The sequence below is a fragment of the Citrobacter sp. Marseille-Q5395 genome (assembly GCF_947057495.1).
GTDB lineage: Bacteria > Pseudomonadota > Gammaproteobacteria > Enterobacterales > Enterobacteriaceae > Citrobacter > Citrobacter murliniae.
Window position 1 is genome coordinate 37,583 of record NZ_CAMSEL010000016.1, and the last position, 14,622, is coordinate 52,204.

General features: G+C 52.5%; 13 protein-coding genes. 9 read left to right on the plus strand and 4 right to left on the minus strand.

Features of this window, described 5'->3' with window-relative positions:
• Positions 1 to 9: 9 nt before the first annotated feature.
• Positions 10 to 1,554, minus strand: a complete 1,545-nt coding sequence (gene malF / locus OH663_RS17695; protein WP_200012930.1) for a maltose ABC transporter permease MalF — start codon at positions 1,552 to 1,554, stop codon at positions 10 to 12.
• 129 nt (positions 1,555 to 1,683) lie between these two features.
• A complete protein-coding gene (gene malE / locus OH663_RS17700; protein WP_045438487.1) occupies positions 1,684 to 2,874 on the minus strand; it encodes a maltose/maltodextrin ABC transporter substrate-binding protein MalE in 1,191 nt (396 codons plus the stop codon).
• A 360-nt stretch (positions 2,875 to 3,234) separates the two neighbouring features.
• On the opposite strand from malE, the gene malK reads away from it, so the two are divergent.
• From malK to ubiA, 5 genes are all read left to right on the plus strand, one after another.
• On the plus strand, positions 3,235 to 4,344 hold the full coding sequence (gene malK / locus OH663_RS17705) for a maltose/maltodextrin ABC transporter ATP-binding protein MalK (protein WP_045438493.1): 1,110 nt from the start codon (positions 3,235 to 3,237) through the stop codon (positions 4,342 to 4,344).
• A gap of 176 nt (positions 4,345 to 4,520) precedes the next feature.
• Positions 4,521 to 5,879 (plus strand): maltoporin, encoded by a 1,359-nt coding sequence (locus OH663_RS17710; protein WP_045438497.1) that lies wholly within the window; start codon positions 4,521 to 4,523, stop codon positions 5,877 to 5,879.
• 113 nt (positions 5,880 to 5,992) lie between these two features.
• Positions 5,993 to 6,943: a maltose operon protein MalM gene (gene malM, locus OH663_RS17715; RefSeq protein ID WP_200012929.1), complete on the plus strand. Its 951-nt coding sequence runs from the start codon at positions 5,993 to 5,995 to the stop codon at positions 6,941 to 6,943.
• A 180-nt stretch (positions 6,944 to 7,123) separates the two neighbouring features.
• Positions 7,124 to 7,621: a chorismate lyase gene (gene ubiC, locus OH663_RS17720; protein ID WP_045438508.1), complete on the plus strand. Its 498-nt coding sequence runs from the start codon at positions 7,124 to 7,126 to the stop codon at positions 7,619 to 7,621.
• Positions 7,622 to 7,633: 12 nt separating this feature from the next.
• Positions 7,634 to 8,506, plus strand: a complete 873-nt coding sequence (gene ubiA / locus OH663_RS17725) for a 4-hydroxybenzoate octaprenyltransferase (RefSeq protein ID WP_045438512.1) — start codon at positions 7,634 to 7,636, stop codon at positions 8,504 to 8,506.
• A gap of 57 nt (positions 8,507 to 8,563) precedes the next feature.
• Here ubiA and plsB read toward each other — a convergent pair whose 3' ends face one another.
• A complete protein-coding gene (plsB, locus tag OH663_RS17730) occupies positions 8,564 to 10,984 on the minus strand; it encodes a glycerol-3-phosphate 1-O-acyltransferase PlsB (RefSeq protein ID WP_045438517.1) in 2,421 nt (806 codons plus the stop codon).
• Between the two features lie 171 nt (positions 10,985 to 11,155).
• Between plsB and OH663_RS17735 the strand changes: the two genes are divergently transcribed.
• The 4 genes from OH663_RS17735 to OH663_RS17750 all read left to right on the plus strand — a co-directional run bounded on the left by OH663_RS17735 (position 11,156) and on the right by OH663_RS17750 (position 14,027).
• Positions 11,156 to 11,524: a diacylglycerol kinase gene (locus tag OH663_RS17735; RefSeq protein ID WP_045438520.1), complete on the plus strand. Its 369-nt coding sequence runs from the start codon at positions 11,156 to 11,158 to the stop codon at positions 11,522 to 11,524.
• A 109-nt stretch (positions 11,525 to 11,633) separates the two neighbouring features.
• Positions 11,634 to 12,242, plus strand: a complete 609-nt coding sequence (lexA, locus tag OH663_RS17740) for a transcriptional repressor LexA (RefSeq protein ID WP_045438524.1) — start codon at positions 11,634 to 11,636, stop codon at positions 12,240 to 12,242.
• 119 nt (positions 12,243 to 12,361) lie between these two features.
• A complete protein-coding gene (gene dinF, locus OH663_RS17745; protein ID WP_200012928.1) occupies positions 12,362 to 13,681 on the plus strand; it encodes an MATE family efflux transporter DinF in 1,320 nt (439 codons plus the stop codon).
• A 136-nt stretch (positions 13,682 to 13,817) separates the two neighbouring features.
• On the plus strand, positions 13,818 to 14,027 hold the full coding sequence (locus tag OH663_RS17750) for a CsbD family protein (RefSeq protein ID WP_045438529.1): 210 nt from the start codon (positions 13,818 to 13,820) through the stop codon (positions 14,025 to 14,027).
• Positions 14,028 to 14,067: 40 nt separating this feature from the next.
• On the opposite strand, the gene zur is transcribed toward OH663_RS17750, so the two are convergent.
• A complete protein-coding gene (gene zur / locus OH663_RS17755; RefSeq protein WP_045438532.1) occupies positions 14,068 to 14,586 on the minus strand; it encodes a zinc uptake transcriptional repressor Zur in 519 nt (172 codons plus the stop codon).
• Between the last annotated feature and the right edge of the window lie 36 nt (positions 14,587 to 14,622).

Below are 14,622 nucleotides of genomic sequence, written 5' to 3' on the forward strand. Positions count from 1 at the left end.
ATGCCCTCCTTAGTCAAACTTCATTCGTGTGGCTTTCAGGTTCACTATCGCCAGTACACCTACCAGCAGGAAAATCAGCGTCGCAATCGCTGCTGCCAGACCGAAGTCCTGACCGCCGCCGCCTTCAAAGGCGATACGATAGGTGTAACTTACGAGCAGGTCGGTATAGCCTGCTGGCGTGGTGGTACCAAGACGGTCCGGGCCACCGTTAGTCAACAGTTGGATCAGCACGAAGTTGTTAAAGTTAAAGGCAAAACTGGCGATCATCAGCGGCGTCAGCGGCTTAATCAGCAGCGGCAACGTAATCTTAAAGAAGTTCTGGAACGGGCCCGCGCCATCCATCGCAGAAGCCTCATACAGATCGTCAGGAATCGCCTTCAGCAGACCCATGCACAGGATCATCATGTACGGATAGCCCAGCCAGGTGTTGACGATAATAATCATCGAACGCGCGGTGGTTGGGTCACTGAACCAGGCCGGTTTGATGCCAAACAGTGCGCTTAGCATCATGTTGATTTCACCGAAGCTCTGGTTGAACAGCCCTTTGAAAATCAGAATCGAGATAAACGACGGTACGGCATAAGGCAGAATCAACAGTACGCGGTAAATCGCTTTACCTTTTAGTGATTCCCATTGCACCAGGCAAGCCAGAACCATACCCACGGCAACGGTCAGGATCACGGTCAGGACCGAGAAAACGACTGTCCAGACAAAGATAGCGAAGAACGGTTTCTGGATCCCTTCATCGGTAAATACGCGGGTGAAGTTCTCCCAGCCGATGGTGACGGTATAGCCGGGACTGAGTTTTTCAGTGCCCCAGTTCCCGTCAGCCGTGACCGACTGGTAATAACCGATATCGTTGTTTGCACGGTATGTTACGCCGCTCTGGTTGTTGGTGAGCGTCCCGTCATCCGCCAGGGAGTAGAGTGGCTGCGTGCCAGAGAACTGACGCAGCGAGCTCATAATCACTTTGCTTTCATCGGGCAGTATAGCCGTCAGTTGAGTCAGCGCCTGGCGATTTTGCGTGATGATGCGCAGCGTCGCGCGTTCACCTGTTGGCAGCGTATCGGTTTCTTTCAGTTGCAGTTTTTGCTCGCCGCCAAATTTAAAGGCATCGGAGACATAGTTCTTACCCGTCTCTCCATCGGTGAGGGCCAGTTGCCACTCCGTGCCCGCTGGATACAGACCAAAGTTGTAGGTTTTACCCGCCTGATAAGAACGGTCCATCAGGACTTGCTGGGCGCGTTCAAAGGTCAGTTGGTTGGTACTGCTGTAGTTGGTAAAGGCAATGGCAATGGTGCAAATGAGCGGAAACAGAACAAACAGCCCCATGCCAGCAACACCAGGATAAACATAGCGCCAGGCATAAGTTTTACGGTTAGCAAAAATATACAGACCAGCAGAGCTTAAAATCAGCGTCATGATGGCAAAAAGGTACTCCCCCTGGGCGTACATCAAAACAACAAGGTAACCCACCAGCAGACCAAGCAGACCTATCACTGACCATTTCAGCGTGTCGCTTTGCCACCAGTATTTCTTTTTAATGACATCCATGGGGATCTTCCTCAACAACGGTGAAACTTCCTCGCCGGAGATGTGCCGGATAGCGGCATAAATGCCTTATCAGGCCTACAATCCTCCGTAGGCCTGATAAGCGAAGCGCCATCAGGTACATCGACAGCACTACTTGGTGATACGACCTTGCGCGTCTTTCAGTGCTGCATCGACAGTCTGACGGCCACTAGCGGCGTTGATTACAGCGGTACGAACGGCATACCAGAATGCAGACATCTGCGGAATGTTCGGCATGATTTCGCCTTTCTGGGCGTTATCCATGGTGGCAGCAATACGCGGATCTTTCGCTAATTGCTCCTGGAAGGATTTCAGCGCAACGGCGCCCAGCGGTTTGTCCTTGTTCACTTCATCCAGACCCTGATCGGTCAGCAAGTAGTTTTCGAGGAACTCTTTTGCCAGTTCTTTGTTCGGACTGGCGGCGTTAATACCAGCACTGAGTACACCAACAAATGGTTTAGAGGCTTTGCCTTTGAAGGTTGGCAGCAGCGTTACGCCGTAGTTAATTTTGCTCTTGTCGATGTTCGACCATGCCCACGGACCGTTAATCGTCATTGCCGTTTCACCTTTGTTAAAGGCCGCTTCGGCGATGGAGTAGTCGGTATCCGCGTTCATGTGTTTGTTCTTGATGAGGTCAACCAGGAAGGTCAGACCCGCTTTCGCGCCAGCGCTGTCTACGCCAACGTCTTTGACGTCGTATTTGCCGTTTTCAAATTTGAATGCGTAACCGCCGTCGGCAGCAATCAGCGGCCAGGTGAAGTACGGCTCTTGCAGGTTGAACATCAGGGCGGATTTACCTTTCGCCTTCAGCTCTTTATCCAGCGCAGGGATCTCTTCCCAGGTTTTCGGCGCTTGAGGAACGAGGTCTTTGTTGTAAATCAGAGACAGCGCTTCAACGGCGATTGGGTAGGCGATCAGTTTGCCGTTATAACGCACTGCATCCCAGGTGAACGGATAGAGCTTGTCCTGGAACGCTTTGTCTGGGGTGATCTCAGCCAGCAGACCAGATTGTGCGTAGCCACCAAAGCGGTCATGCGCCCAGAAGATAATGTCCGGGCCGTCGCCGGTCGCTGCAACCTGCGGGAATTTTTCTTCCAGTTTGTCCGGATGCTCAATAGTGACTTTGATGCCGGTGTCTTTCTCGAATTTTTTACCCACTTCAGCGAGGCCGTTATAGCCTTTATCGCCGTTGATCCAGATAACCAGCTTACCTTCTTCAATCTTGGCGAGAGCCGAGGCGGAAAACATCATCGTCGTCAGTGCGGACAATGCGAGGATGCGTGCGCCAGTTTTGATTTTCATAGTTCCCATCCTGTTTGGTGATTTTTCAGAGGTGGCTTAACGGTTACTAGTTTCTTTATACGACAACCTCTTTCCATCCTCCTTACCCCTACGCCCCACCCATTCTTTATGTGATCTGTGTTGCATAAATGTGAGTAATGCGTGCTGGCGCACATAAAAACCCACTGATTTTTGCAGGCGCCATCACGAAATTCCTCCACGGAGTACAGCCAGGGTCTCAGACACTGCTCTCTCATCCTCCCGCCTCCTCCCCCATAAAAAAGCTGGGGGGTGGAGGATTCCCGCCATTAATGAATAACGCATAGTCAGTCCATCATGAATGTTGCTGTCGATGACAGGTTGTAACGAAGGGAGAAGGGCATGGCGAGCGTACAGTTGCGAAATGTAACGAAAGCCTGGGGTGACGTGGTGGTATCGAAAGATATCAATCTCGACATTCACGAAGGGGAGTTCGTGGTGTTTGTCGGACCGTCAGGCTGCGGTAAGTCGACTTTGCTGCGTATGATCGCCGGGCTTGAGACTATCACCAGTGGAGATCTGTATATCGGGGAAACCCGGATGAACGATATCCCGCCCGCCGAACGCGGTGTGGGAATGGTCTTCCAGTCCTATGCGCTCTATCCCCATTTATCCGTCGCAGAAAACATGTCGTTTGGTCTCAAGCTGGCGGGTGCCAAAAAAGAGGTAATGAATCAGCGCGTTAATCAGGTGGCTGAAGTTCTGCAACTGGCACACCTGCTGGAGCGTAAACCAAAAGCGCTTTCTGGTGGACAGCGTCAGCGTGTGGCGATTGGTCGTACGCTGGTGGCAGAGCCGCGCGTATTCCTGCTTGATGAACCGCTTTCCAACCTTGATGCCGCGCTGCGCGTGCAGATGCGTATAGAAATCTCCCGCCTGCATAAACGTCTTGGCCGCACGATGATTTACGTCACCCACGACCAGGTCGAAGCGATGACCCTGGCAGACAAAATTGTGGTGCTGGATGCTGGTCGCGTTGCTCAGGTGGGTAAACCACTGGAGCTGTATCACTACCCGGCTGACCGCTTTGTCGCGGGCTTTATTGGCTCGCCGAAGATGAACTTTCTGCCGGTGAAAGTCACGGGGACGGCAATCGATCAGGTCCAGGTAGAGTTGCCTAACCGCCAGCAAATCTGGCTACCGGTCGATAGCGCACACGTTCAGGTTGGCGCCAACATGTCTTTAGGTATTCGCCCGGAACATCTGCTGCCCAGCGAAATTGCTGATGTCACTCTCGAGGGTGAAGTACAGGTCGTCGAGCAGCTTGGTCACGAAACACAAATTCATATCCAGATCCCCGCCATCCGTCAAAACCTGGTTTACCGCCAGAACGACGTGGTGTTGGTAGAAGAGGGTGCCACATTCGCTATCGGTCTGCCGCCAGAGCGTTGCCATCTGTTCCGTGAGGATGGCACTGCATGTCGTCGGTTGCACCAAGAGCCGGGCGTTTAAGGTCCCCATAAAAAAAACGAAACGCAAAACCATTCGAGGCTGTATCGAGGCTGCAAGTGAATGAGTCCCGGGAGCGTACAAAAAGTACGTGACCGGGGTGAAAGAACGCAGCCAACAAAGAGGCAGCCCGAAGGGGACGCGTTTAAAGAAAAGCAATGATCTCAGGAGATAGAACGATGATTACTCTGCGCAAACTCCCTCTGGCGGTTGCTGTAGCAGCAGGCATTATGTCTGTTCAGGCAATGGCTGTAGATTTTCATGGTTATGCTCGTTCCGGTATCGGCTGGACGGGTAGTGGCGGCGAACAACAATGTTTCCAGGCTACTGGTGCTCAAAGTAAATACCGTCTCGGTAACGAATGTGAAACCTATGCGGAACTGAAACTGGGCCAGGAAGTATGGAAAGAAGGTGATAAGAGCTTCTATTTCGACACTAACGTCGCCTACTCCGTAGCACAGCAGAATGACTGGGAAGGAACAGATCCGGCATTCCGTGAAGCAAACGTGCAGGGTAAAAACCTGATTGAATGGCTGCCAGGTTCTACGATCTGGGCCGGTAAGCGCTTCTATCAGCGTCATGATGTTCACATGATCGACTTCTACTACTGGGATATCTCGGGTCCTGGTGCCGGTATTGAAAACATCGATCTGGGCTTCGGTAAACTGGCTCTGGCAGCAACCCGTTCTCAGGAAGCGGGCGGCTCTTACGCGTTCAGCAGCCAGAATATTTATGATCGTACCAAAGATACCGCCAACGACGTGTTCGACGTGCGTTTAGCGCAGATGGCCATTAACCCGGACGGTATGCTGGAACTGGGCGTTGACTATGGTCGCGCAAATACAACAGATGACTACAGCCTGGCAGACGGTGCATCAAAAGATGGCTGGATGTTCACCGCTGAACATACCCAGAGCATGTTGAAAGGCTATAACAAGTTTGTCGTTCAGTATGCGACAGACTCCATGACCACTCAGGGTAAAGGCCTAAACCAGGGCTCTTACGGTTCTTCTACCACTACTATTGAAGACCCTGTTACTGGCGTTAAGACAAACTTCGCTAACAACGTCGTCAATAACAACGGTAGCCTGGTGCGCGTCCTGGATCACGGTGCGATTTCCCTGGGCGACAAGTGGGACCTGATGTACGTCGGTATGTACCAGAATCTCGATATGGATAACGACCTGGGTACCGAATGGTACACCGTCGGTATTCGTCCGATGTACAAATGGACGCCAATCATGAGCACCCTGATGGAAGTCGGTTACGACAACGTCAAATCCCAACAGACCGGCGATCGTAACAGCCAGTACAAAATCACCCTGGCGCAACAGTGGCAGGCAGGCGACAGCATCTGGTCTCGTCCGGCAATCCGCGTCTTCGCAACCTACGCAAAATGGGATGAAGAGTGGGGCTACGTCAAAAATGGTAACGACGTAACCAAATTCGCTGCGGCGACTAATTCCGGTATCAGCACCACCAGCCGTGGCGACAGCGACGAGTGGTCCTTCGGTGCCCAGATGGAAATCTGGTGGTAATCCAGCATTAATCTGACGTCATGACCGAAAGAGGGGCGTAAGCCCCTCTTGATTACGGTTTAGCGCGCTATTGCCTGGCCACCGCTGAACCCATGCTATCTGAGGTGATAACAATGAAAATGAAGAAAAGTCTCGTTGCCCTTTGTTTATCTGCAGGTTTATTTGCAAGTGCTCCTGGCATCAGCCTGGCCGATGTGAATTTTGTGCCGCAAAATACCACCGCTGCGCCTGCTATCCCCACTGCTGCACTGCAACAGTTAACCTGGACACCAGTTGATCAATCGAATACGCAGTCTACTCAGCTCTCTACTGGCGGTCAGCGTCTGGACGTTGCCGGGATTACCGGCCCGGTCGCTGCCTATAGCGTCCCGGCAAATATTGGTGAATTGACCCTGACGCTGTCCAGTGAAGTGAACAAACAAACCAGTGTATTTGCACCAAACGTATTGATTCTTGATCAGAACATGACGCCATCTGCGTTCTTCCCCAGCAGCTATTTCACCTATCAGGAGCCCGGCGTGATGAGTGCCGATCGTCTGGAAGGGGTCATGCGTCTGACGCCTGCGCTGGGCCAGCAGAAGCTCTATGTGCTGGTATTTACAACAGAAAAAGATCTCCAGCAGACCACAACTCTGCTTGACCCGGCAAAAGCCTATGCCAAGGGCGTGGGTAATGCTGTACCGGATATTCCGGACCCAATCGCCCGTCATACCACCGATGGCTTGCTGAAACTGAAAGTCAAAACCAGCTCTTCTTCCAGCGTATTGGTCGGGCCGCTGTTTGGCTCCTCCGGTCCGGGGCCGGTGACGGTTGGGAATACTGCCGCGCCAGCAGCGGCTTATGCAGCTCCAGCTCCGGCTGCTGTGGCGACCGCCGCTCCAGCGCCTGCGAAGAAAAGTGAACCGATGTTGAATGACACGGAAAGCTACTTTAATAAAGCGATTAAAGATGCGGTAGCGAAAGGTGATGTTGATAAAGCGCTGAAGCTGCTTGATGAAGCTGAACGTTTGGGGTCCACATCTGCCCGTTCCACCTTTATCAGTAGTGTAAAAGGCAAGGGGTAACCATCTCCCCACATTGCTGATTTTGCAACAACTGGTGCGTCTCCTGGCGCACCTTTTTTTATCGTGCAATGCGATTTGTTACACTAATGTTGATTAGCCGATCACTTAATCACGTTTGCTCACCCTGTAATGCCTTTTCTGCGATACAATGCCATCACGTTATAAATCGGAGAGTAAGGCATGCCACACCCTGCGTTAACGCAACTGCGTGCGCTGCGTTATTTTGATGCGATCCCCGCGCTTGACCCTCAACTGCTTGACTGGTTGTTACTGGAAGACTCCATGACCAAACGCTTTGAGCAGGAGGGAAAACAGGTCACCGTAACGTTGATACGAGAAGGATTTGTTGGGCAAAATGAGGTGGCTGAAGAACTGACGCTGCTGCCGAGCGAATCCCGTTATTGGTTGCGTGAAATTCTGTTATGTGCGGATGGTGAACCCTGGCTTGCCGGGCGCACCGTGGTGCCTGAATCAACTCTGTGTGGTCCTGAGCTGGCCTTACAAAATCTGGGGAAAACCCCGCTCGGGCGCTACCTGTTTACATCATCGACATTGACCCGAGATTTTATTGAGATAGGTCGCGATGCAGCGCTGTGGGGGCGTCGTTCCCGCCTGCGGCTGAGCGGTAAGCCGCTGATGCTTACCGAGCTTTTTTTACCTGCATCGCCGTTGTACTGAGAGGAAGAAAAAATGGAGTGGAGTCTGACGCAGAATAAGCTACTGGCGTTTCACCGCTTGATGCGTACGGATAAGCCAATCGGCGCCTTACTGCTGCTCTGGCCGACCCTGTGGGCGCTGTGGGTGGCGACCCCTGGGGTACCGCAATTATGGATCCTGGCGGTTTTTGTCGCTGGCGTTTGGTTAATGCGCGCCGCCGGATGCGTGGTGAATGATTATGCTGACCGCAAATTTGACGGGCATGTCAAACGCACCGCGAACCGGCCGCTGCCAAGTGGTGCGGTGACAGAGAAAGAAGCCCGAACGTTGTTTGTGGTACTGGTGTTGCTTGCGTTCCTGCTGGTACTGACGCTAAACACGATGACAATTTTGTTGTCTGTCGCTGCGTTAGCACTGGCGTGGGTATATCCCTTCATGAAGCGCTATACGCATTTGCCACAGGTGGTTCTGGGCGCTGCATTTGGCTGGTCTATCCCAATGGCGTTCGCTGCCGTGAGCGAATCTGTTCCGCTGAGTTGCTGGCTGATGTTCCTTGCCAATATTCTCTGGGCGGTAGCGTATGATACACAGTACGCGATGGTTGACCGGGATGATGACCTGAAGATTGGTATTAAATCGACCGCGATCCTGTTCGGCCAAAACGATAAGCTGATTATTGGTATTCTGCAGGTTGGCGTACTGGTATTGATGGCGTTGATTGGCTGGCTGAACGGGCTGGGTCTGGGCTATTACTGGTCTCTGCTGGTGGCGGGCGCGCTGTTTGTGTATCAGCAGAAATTGATCGTCAATCGCGAACGGGATGCCTGTTTTAAAGCGTTTATGAATAACAACTATGTCGGTCTGGTGCTGTTTTTGGGGCTGGCAATGAGTTACTGGCACCTTTGATTTTAGGTGAGGCGACAAAAGAAAAACCGGTCATTTTTTCGACCGGTTTTTTTATGCTTACTCGCCCTGCGTTGCGCTCTCGATGGTCAGACGTACATCGGACGTGACCAGTTCGGCCAGCATCTGATAGATCTTCATCGTTTCTTCCGGCTCGGCATCACCGGTATCGCTGATGTATCCCTCGTCACGCAGAGTCAGCACCAGAGAGCTGAACACCGCCTTATCGAAGAATTCAGGGGCGTTAATACCGTGCAGTACGGAAAGACGCTGAGCCACGGTACGGCTCTCTTTCTCCAGTGTGCTGCGGTTGATGGATGGGTTTGCACTCAGCAGCCAGAAGGTAATGGCATAGCGTTGCAGGGTTTCACGAGCACCTGCCGCCAGCAACTGTAGCGTGCGGGAGTGTGCCGGATTGATATGCAGCTCATCGTTCTGCATGGTGATTAAACCCTGACGCTGCATTTCGCTGGCCAGTGCGTCGATCACTCCTGCAAGCTCGTCACGTTCCCAGCGCAGGAACAGCTCAGCTTTCAGCATCGGGTACAGTGCTTCAATATGCTGCTGTAGTGCCGCACGTGAAATACGACGATGCTGAGTCACAATCGCCGCCATCAATGAAGGCAGAACCAGCATGTGCGCAATGTTGTTGCGGTAGTAAGTCATCAGTACTGCCTGCTCGCGCGGCAGAATGATGATGTCGCCGATGGTATCTTTCTCGACCTCAAACTTGTTCATCTGCAAAGCGTGGTCGATCAGTTCACTGGCGCTTTGCGCGGGAACCGTCGAATCCGCAGCATACGGCACGTTGCGCAGCAAGCTCAGGTAGCAATCAAGTTGTTCGGTTAACTGCTCACGGGTCAGAGATCGCTGGCGGGATGCCAGTAGCGCGGTACAACACAGGTTCATGGCGTTGGCCGCGCCTGCGTTGTTAATACGAACCATCAGATCGGCGGCGATGTTATTCACTGTCGGCGTCAGCCAGGCCGGGCGAATAGACTCGATAGGATCGATAGATTCGCGCCATTCCGGAACATGTTGGTTCAGGTAAGTCATCAATGGCATCGGTTCGCCAAAGTTAACGTAGCCCTGGCCCAGGTTACGCAGCTTGCTTAAGCCGCGCAGCATTTGTGGCAGGCTCTCTTTCTCTTTCGTCGCACCACGCAGCTCTTTTGCGTATGTTCCCACTTCCATCACATGCTCGTAGCCAATGTAGATAGGCACCAGCGTGATCGGACGCGTACCGCCGCGCAGCATCGCCTGAATGGTCATGGACAGTGTGCCGGTTTTCGGGTCGAGCAGACGGCCTGTACGTGAGCGCCCACCTTCGACAAAGTACTCAACCGAGTAGCCACGGCTGAACAGTTCGCCCAGATATTCGCGGAATACGGTGGAGTAAAGTTTATTGCCCTTAAAGGTGCGGCGAATAAAGAATGCACCCAGACGGCGGAAGATCGGGCCTGCCGGCCAGAAGTTCAGGTTGATTCCAGCGGCAATGTGTGGAGGAACCAGGCCCTGGTGATACAGAACGTACGACAGCAGCATGTAGTCCATATGGCTGCGATGACATGGCACATAGACGATTTCATGTCCGTCGTGCGCCAACTGGCGCACACGTTCTGCATTATGAACGTTAATCCCCTGGTACAGCCGGTTCCATGTGAACCCCAGAATACGGTCCGTCAGGCGGATCATCTCATAGGAGAAGTTTGCGGCAATTTCTTCCATCAGCGCGATGGCATTTTGCTGCGCTTTTTCGTGGGAGATTTTTTTACTGCGTGCTTCATCTTCTACCGCGCGGGCGATAGCTTTTGAGGCCAACAGCTTATTAAACAGATCCTGGCGGGCAGGAAGACGCGGACCAACTGCAGCTAAACGTTGGCGGGCAAAGTGCATACGCGCCACGCGCGCCAGTTTCTGTGCAATGGTTTTATCTGTGCCGTGTTCGTCAGCCATGCGACGCAGGGACACCGACGGAGAGAAGCGAACAAAACTGTCGCGACCCAGCCACGAAACGGCAAAGAATTTCTGTACGCCATTCAGCATGCGCAGAGGCGGATTCACTTCGCCTTTTTCGCGTCCGGGAGCGCGGCCAAACATCACCGATACCGGCACCATCTGCACATCCAGGTCAGGATTGCTGCGATGAAGGTCGAGATAGTTATGGAACAGCTTGATAGACTCTTCTTTAGGCGTGTAATAAGTGAAGACACGCGGGCCGCCGTGAATAAACACGTAGCGCGGCAGGAGAGTCCCGTCGATTTCCAACGGCTCCAGGGGGTCGGGGAGATCGTGAACCAGGCATTGAGCGCGCAGCGTTAGCAAGTCCGCTTTTGAGTTGTACGGCAAGACGTACATAATGGGACGCGAAGTGTCGAGCCCCAATTCCGGAGCAGGATCCGCCGGAATAGACTTGCTTTTTACCAGCACACTTAATGGTAAATTCAGTAATTTGTAGTAAATTCTTGGCCAGCCGGACATAAACGATGTAAAGCCTCTGGTTAATAATGCAAATGCGCTGCAAGGATATCAGAAAGTTTAGTGAATTTCTGGTGTATCCCGTCATACTTCGCGCTGCTTTGCATCAGCCCTGAAGTAAATAGGGTAACGGTACAATGACATTGACGCTAATAATGTAAAAAGGTTCTTTTGATGGCTAATAATACCACTGGGTTCACTCGAATTATCAAGGCAGCAGGCTATTCGTGGAAAGGTTTTCGTGCCGCATGGATTAATGAAGCGGCGTTTCGCCAGGAAAGTGTTGCCGTACTGCTGGGCGTCGCGATTGCTTGCTGGCTGGATGTTGATGCGATTACCCGTGTGCTGCTGATTGGCTCGGTGATGCTGGTGATGATTGTTGAAATTCTTAATAGCGCTATTGAGGCGGTGGTCGACCGTATCGGCTCTGAGTATCACGAACTCTCTGGCCGGGCGAAAGATATGGGATCGGCGGCGGTACTACTTTCTATTTTTGTTGCCTTGATCACCTGGGGCATCCTGTTGTGGTCGCATTTTCGATAAGCATTCCACAACTTCATAAATCTCCTGTTTTTTGTGCAGTTTGCGGTTCCAAAATCGCCTTTAGCTGTATATACTCACAGCATAACTGTATATACACCCAGGGGGCGGAATGAAAGCGTTAACGGCCAGGCAGCAAGAGGTGTTTGATCTCATTCGGGATCACATCAGCCAGACAGGTATGCCACCGACGCGTGCGGAGATCGCGCAGCGTTTGGGGTTCCGTTCCCCAAACGCAGCTGAAGAACACCTTAAAGCGCTGGCACGTAAAGGTGTGCTGGAAATTGTTTCTGGCGCATCGCGTGGAATTCGTCTGTTGCAGGAAGAAGAAGAGGGATTACCACTTGTCGGCCGTGTTGCGGCGGGTGAGCCTCTTCTGGCACAGCAGCATATTGAAGGCCATTATCAGGTTGATCCTTCACTGTTTAAACCCAGTGCCGATTTTTTACTGCGCGTCAGCGGAATGTCGATGAAAGATATCGGGATTATGGACGGTGATTTACTGGCCGTACATAAAACTCAGGACGTGCGTAATGGCCAGGTGGTTGTTGCACGCATTGACGATGAAGTTACGGTTAAGCGCCTGAAAAAACAGGGCAACAAGGTCGAACTTCTGCCAGAAAACAGCGAATTCAAGCCTATCGTAGTTGACCTGCGCGAGCAAAACTTCACTATTGAAGGGCTGGCGGTCGGCGTCATTCGTAACGGTGAGTGGCTGTAATTAAGTAGGCCGGATAAGGCGTTTACGCCGTCATCCGGCATCACTCTGGTCCGGTAGTGCCACGCTTACCGGGTACGAAAAACAATATTATCCGTTTAACTCCTTCTCAGGCTTTCTGCATGCCTTTCTTTACCTCTTCCGACAAAGCACTTTGGCTCCTTGCCCTACCGATGATCTTCTCCAACATCACTGTCCCCCTGCTGGGGCTGGTGGACACCGCAGTGATTGGTCATCTGGAGAGTCCGGTCTATCTTGGCGGCGTAGCCGTTGGCGCAACGGCGACCAGTTTTCTCTTTATGCTGTTGCTCTTTTTACGCATGAGCACCACTGGGCTGACGGCCCAGGCATTTGGCGCGAAAGATCCGCAGGCACTGGCTCGCGCGCTGGTGCAACCGCTGATCCTGGCGCTGGGAGCAGGGGCTGCGATTGCCCTGTTCAGGACGCCAATTATCGATCTGGCGCTGCATATAGTTGGTGGCAGTGAGGCGGTACTGGAGCAAGCCCGGCGCTTCCTTGAAATTCGTTGGCTCAGCGCGCCAGCCTCTCTGGCAAACCTGGTGCTGCTGGGCTGGTTGCTGGGCGTCCAGTATGCCCGTGCGCCGGTTATCCTGCTCATTGTTGGTAATATTCTCAACATTGTGCTCGATTTATGGCTGGTGATGGGCTTGCATATGAACGTGCAAGGCGCTGCACTGGCAACTGTGATTGCCGAATATGCCACATTGCTGATTGGTCTTCTGATGGTGCGCAAGGTTCTCCATTTGCGTGGTGTCTCGCTTGCGATGCTGAAGCTTGCATGGCGCGGCAATTTTCGCCGTCTGCTGGCGCTTAACCGCGACATTATGCTGCGTTCGTTGTTGCTACAACTCTGTTTTGGCGCCATTACGGTACTGGGCGCGCGCCTTGGTGGTGACATCATTGCGGTAAATGCCGTCCTGATGACTCTGCTGACGTTTACAGCTTATGCGCTGGACGGGTTTGCCTACGCCGTCGAAGCTCATTCTGGTCAGGCTTATGGCGCGCGCGATGGCGGTCAGTTACTGGATGTCTGGAGGGCGGCATGTAGGCAGTCGGGTATTGTGGCAATTCTGTTTTCCCTGATATACGCCCTGTTCGGTGAACAGATTATTGCGCTGCTAACCTCTCTGCCCCAGATTCAGCTACTGGCCGATCGTTATCTTATCTGGCAGGTGATTTTGCCGCTGGTGGGCGTCTGGTGTTACCTGCTGGACGGCATGTTTATTGGTGCGACGCGAGCGGCAGAAATGCGTAACAGTATGGCCGTCGCTGCCGCGGGATTTGCATTAACGTTATTTGCTTTACCACTGTTGGGAAACCACGGTTTATGGCTGGCGTTAACCGTTTTCCTCGCGCTGCGCGGGCTCTCACTGGCCTTCATCTGGCGGCGTCACTGGCGTAATGGTACCTGGTTCGCCTGACCCAGATGGTTAAAAATTCTGAATAGTTAATAATTCCTGGAATCACTGACTACACTTAATCTCACGTCCAGCGAAAACATAACATGTCTGGATATAGCACTCTCGCTATTCACAACCTAACGATGAGGACTTGATGATGAATAAAGACGAAGTCGGCGGTAACTGGAAGCAGTTCAAAGGTAAAGTGAAAGAGCAATGGGGCAAACTGACCGATGATGATATGACGGTCATTGAAGGTAAACGCGACCAACTGGTGGGTAAAGTCCAGGAACGTTACGGTTACGCGAAAGATCAGGCGGAGAAAGAAGTTAAAGATTGGGAAAAACGCAACGATTACCGCTGGTAATTAATCCCTCCCTCCTGAGAGTACAAGGATGTACGCTCTTTTATCGCCCAACTTTCTTCTTCACCTGAATCGTATGATCATGCTGACAGTCGCCTGGATGGCGGCACGATTCAACTTCCACACATGCCGGACAGAGGCCGTGGGCTTCAATCACGTTATGACGTAGTGCAAAGCCCATCCTGGCGGCCAATGTATGCATGATGTCTTCCACGCCTTCAGCACACTCTTCTTTAACCACACCACAGCGGTCACAAATGAACATTGCTGAGCTGTGGGTCGGCTGATCGAACAGATGACAAAGCACGTAGCTGTTGGTGGATTCCACCTTGTGCACGAAACCTTGTTCAAGCAGAAAATCGAGAGCGCGATAAACGGTAGGCGGTTTGGCCTGTGGTTCGGTTTCCCGTAACAGATCAAGCAGATCATAAGCGCTAATCGCGCCTTGTTGCAGGCTCATCAGGCGCAGCACTTCGAGGCGTTGTGGTGTCAGCCGCACGTTACGTTGCGCACAGAGTTTTTCAGCCTGGGCCAATAACTCCTGCGTGGTGGTTTTTTCCATTTGACGCCTCGATTTGCATGGAAGGTTAATCCCTTA

What these genes read in the sequence shown, in the direction of transcription:
- malF (WP_200012930.1), bottom strand. Translation starts at nt 1,554, where the DNA reads ATGGATGTCATTAAAAAGAAATACTGGTGGCAAAGCGACACGCTGAAA.
- malE (WP_045438487.1), bottom strand. Translation starts at nt 2,874, where the DNA reads ATGAAAATCAAAACTGGCGCACGCATCCTCGCATTGTCCGCACTGACG.
- malK (WP_045438493.1), top strand. Translation starts at nt 3,235, where the DNA reads ATGGCGAGCGTACAGTTGCGAAATGTAACGAAAGCCTGGGGTGACGTG.
- OH663_RS17710 (WP_045438497.1), top strand. Translation starts at nt 4,521, where the DNA reads ATGATTACTCTGCGCAAACTCCCTCTGGCGGTTGCTGTAGCAGCAGGC.
- malM (WP_200012929.1), top strand. Translation starts at nt 5,993, where the DNA reads ATGAAAATGAAGAAAAGTCTCGTTGCCCTTTGTTTATCTGCAGGTTTA.
- ubiC (WP_045438508.1), top strand. Translation starts at nt 7,124, where the DNA reads ATGCCACACCCTGCGTTAACGCAACTGCGTGCGCTGCGTTATTTTGAT.
- ubiA (WP_045438512.1), top strand. Translation starts at nt 7,634, where the DNA reads ATGGAGTGGAGTCTGACGCAGAATAAGCTACTGGCGTTTCACCGCTTG.
- plsB (WP_045438517.1), bottom strand. Translation starts at nt 10,984, where the DNA reads ATGTCCGGCTGGCCAAGAATTTACTACAAATTACTGAATTTACCATTA.
- OH663_RS17735 (WP_045438520.1), top strand. Translation starts at nt 11,156, where the DNA reads ATGGCTAATAATACCACTGGGTTCACTCGAATTATCAAGGCAGCAGGC.
- lexA (WP_045438524.1), top strand. Translation starts at nt 11,634, where the DNA reads ATGAAAGCGTTAACGGCCAGGCAGCAAGAGGTGTTTGATCTCATTCGG.
- dinF (WP_200012928.1), top strand. Translation starts at nt 12,362, where the DNA reads ATGCCTTTCTTTACCTCTTCCGACAAAGCACTTTGGCTCCTTGCCCTA.
- OH663_RS17750 (WP_045438529.1), top strand. Translation starts at nt 13,818, where the DNA reads ATGAATAAAGACGAAGTCGGCGGTAACTGGAAGCAGTTCAAAGGTAAA.
- zur (WP_045438532.1), bottom strand. Translation starts at nt 14,586, where the DNA reads ATGGAAAAAACCACCACGCAGGAGTTATTGGCCCAGGCTGAAAAACTC.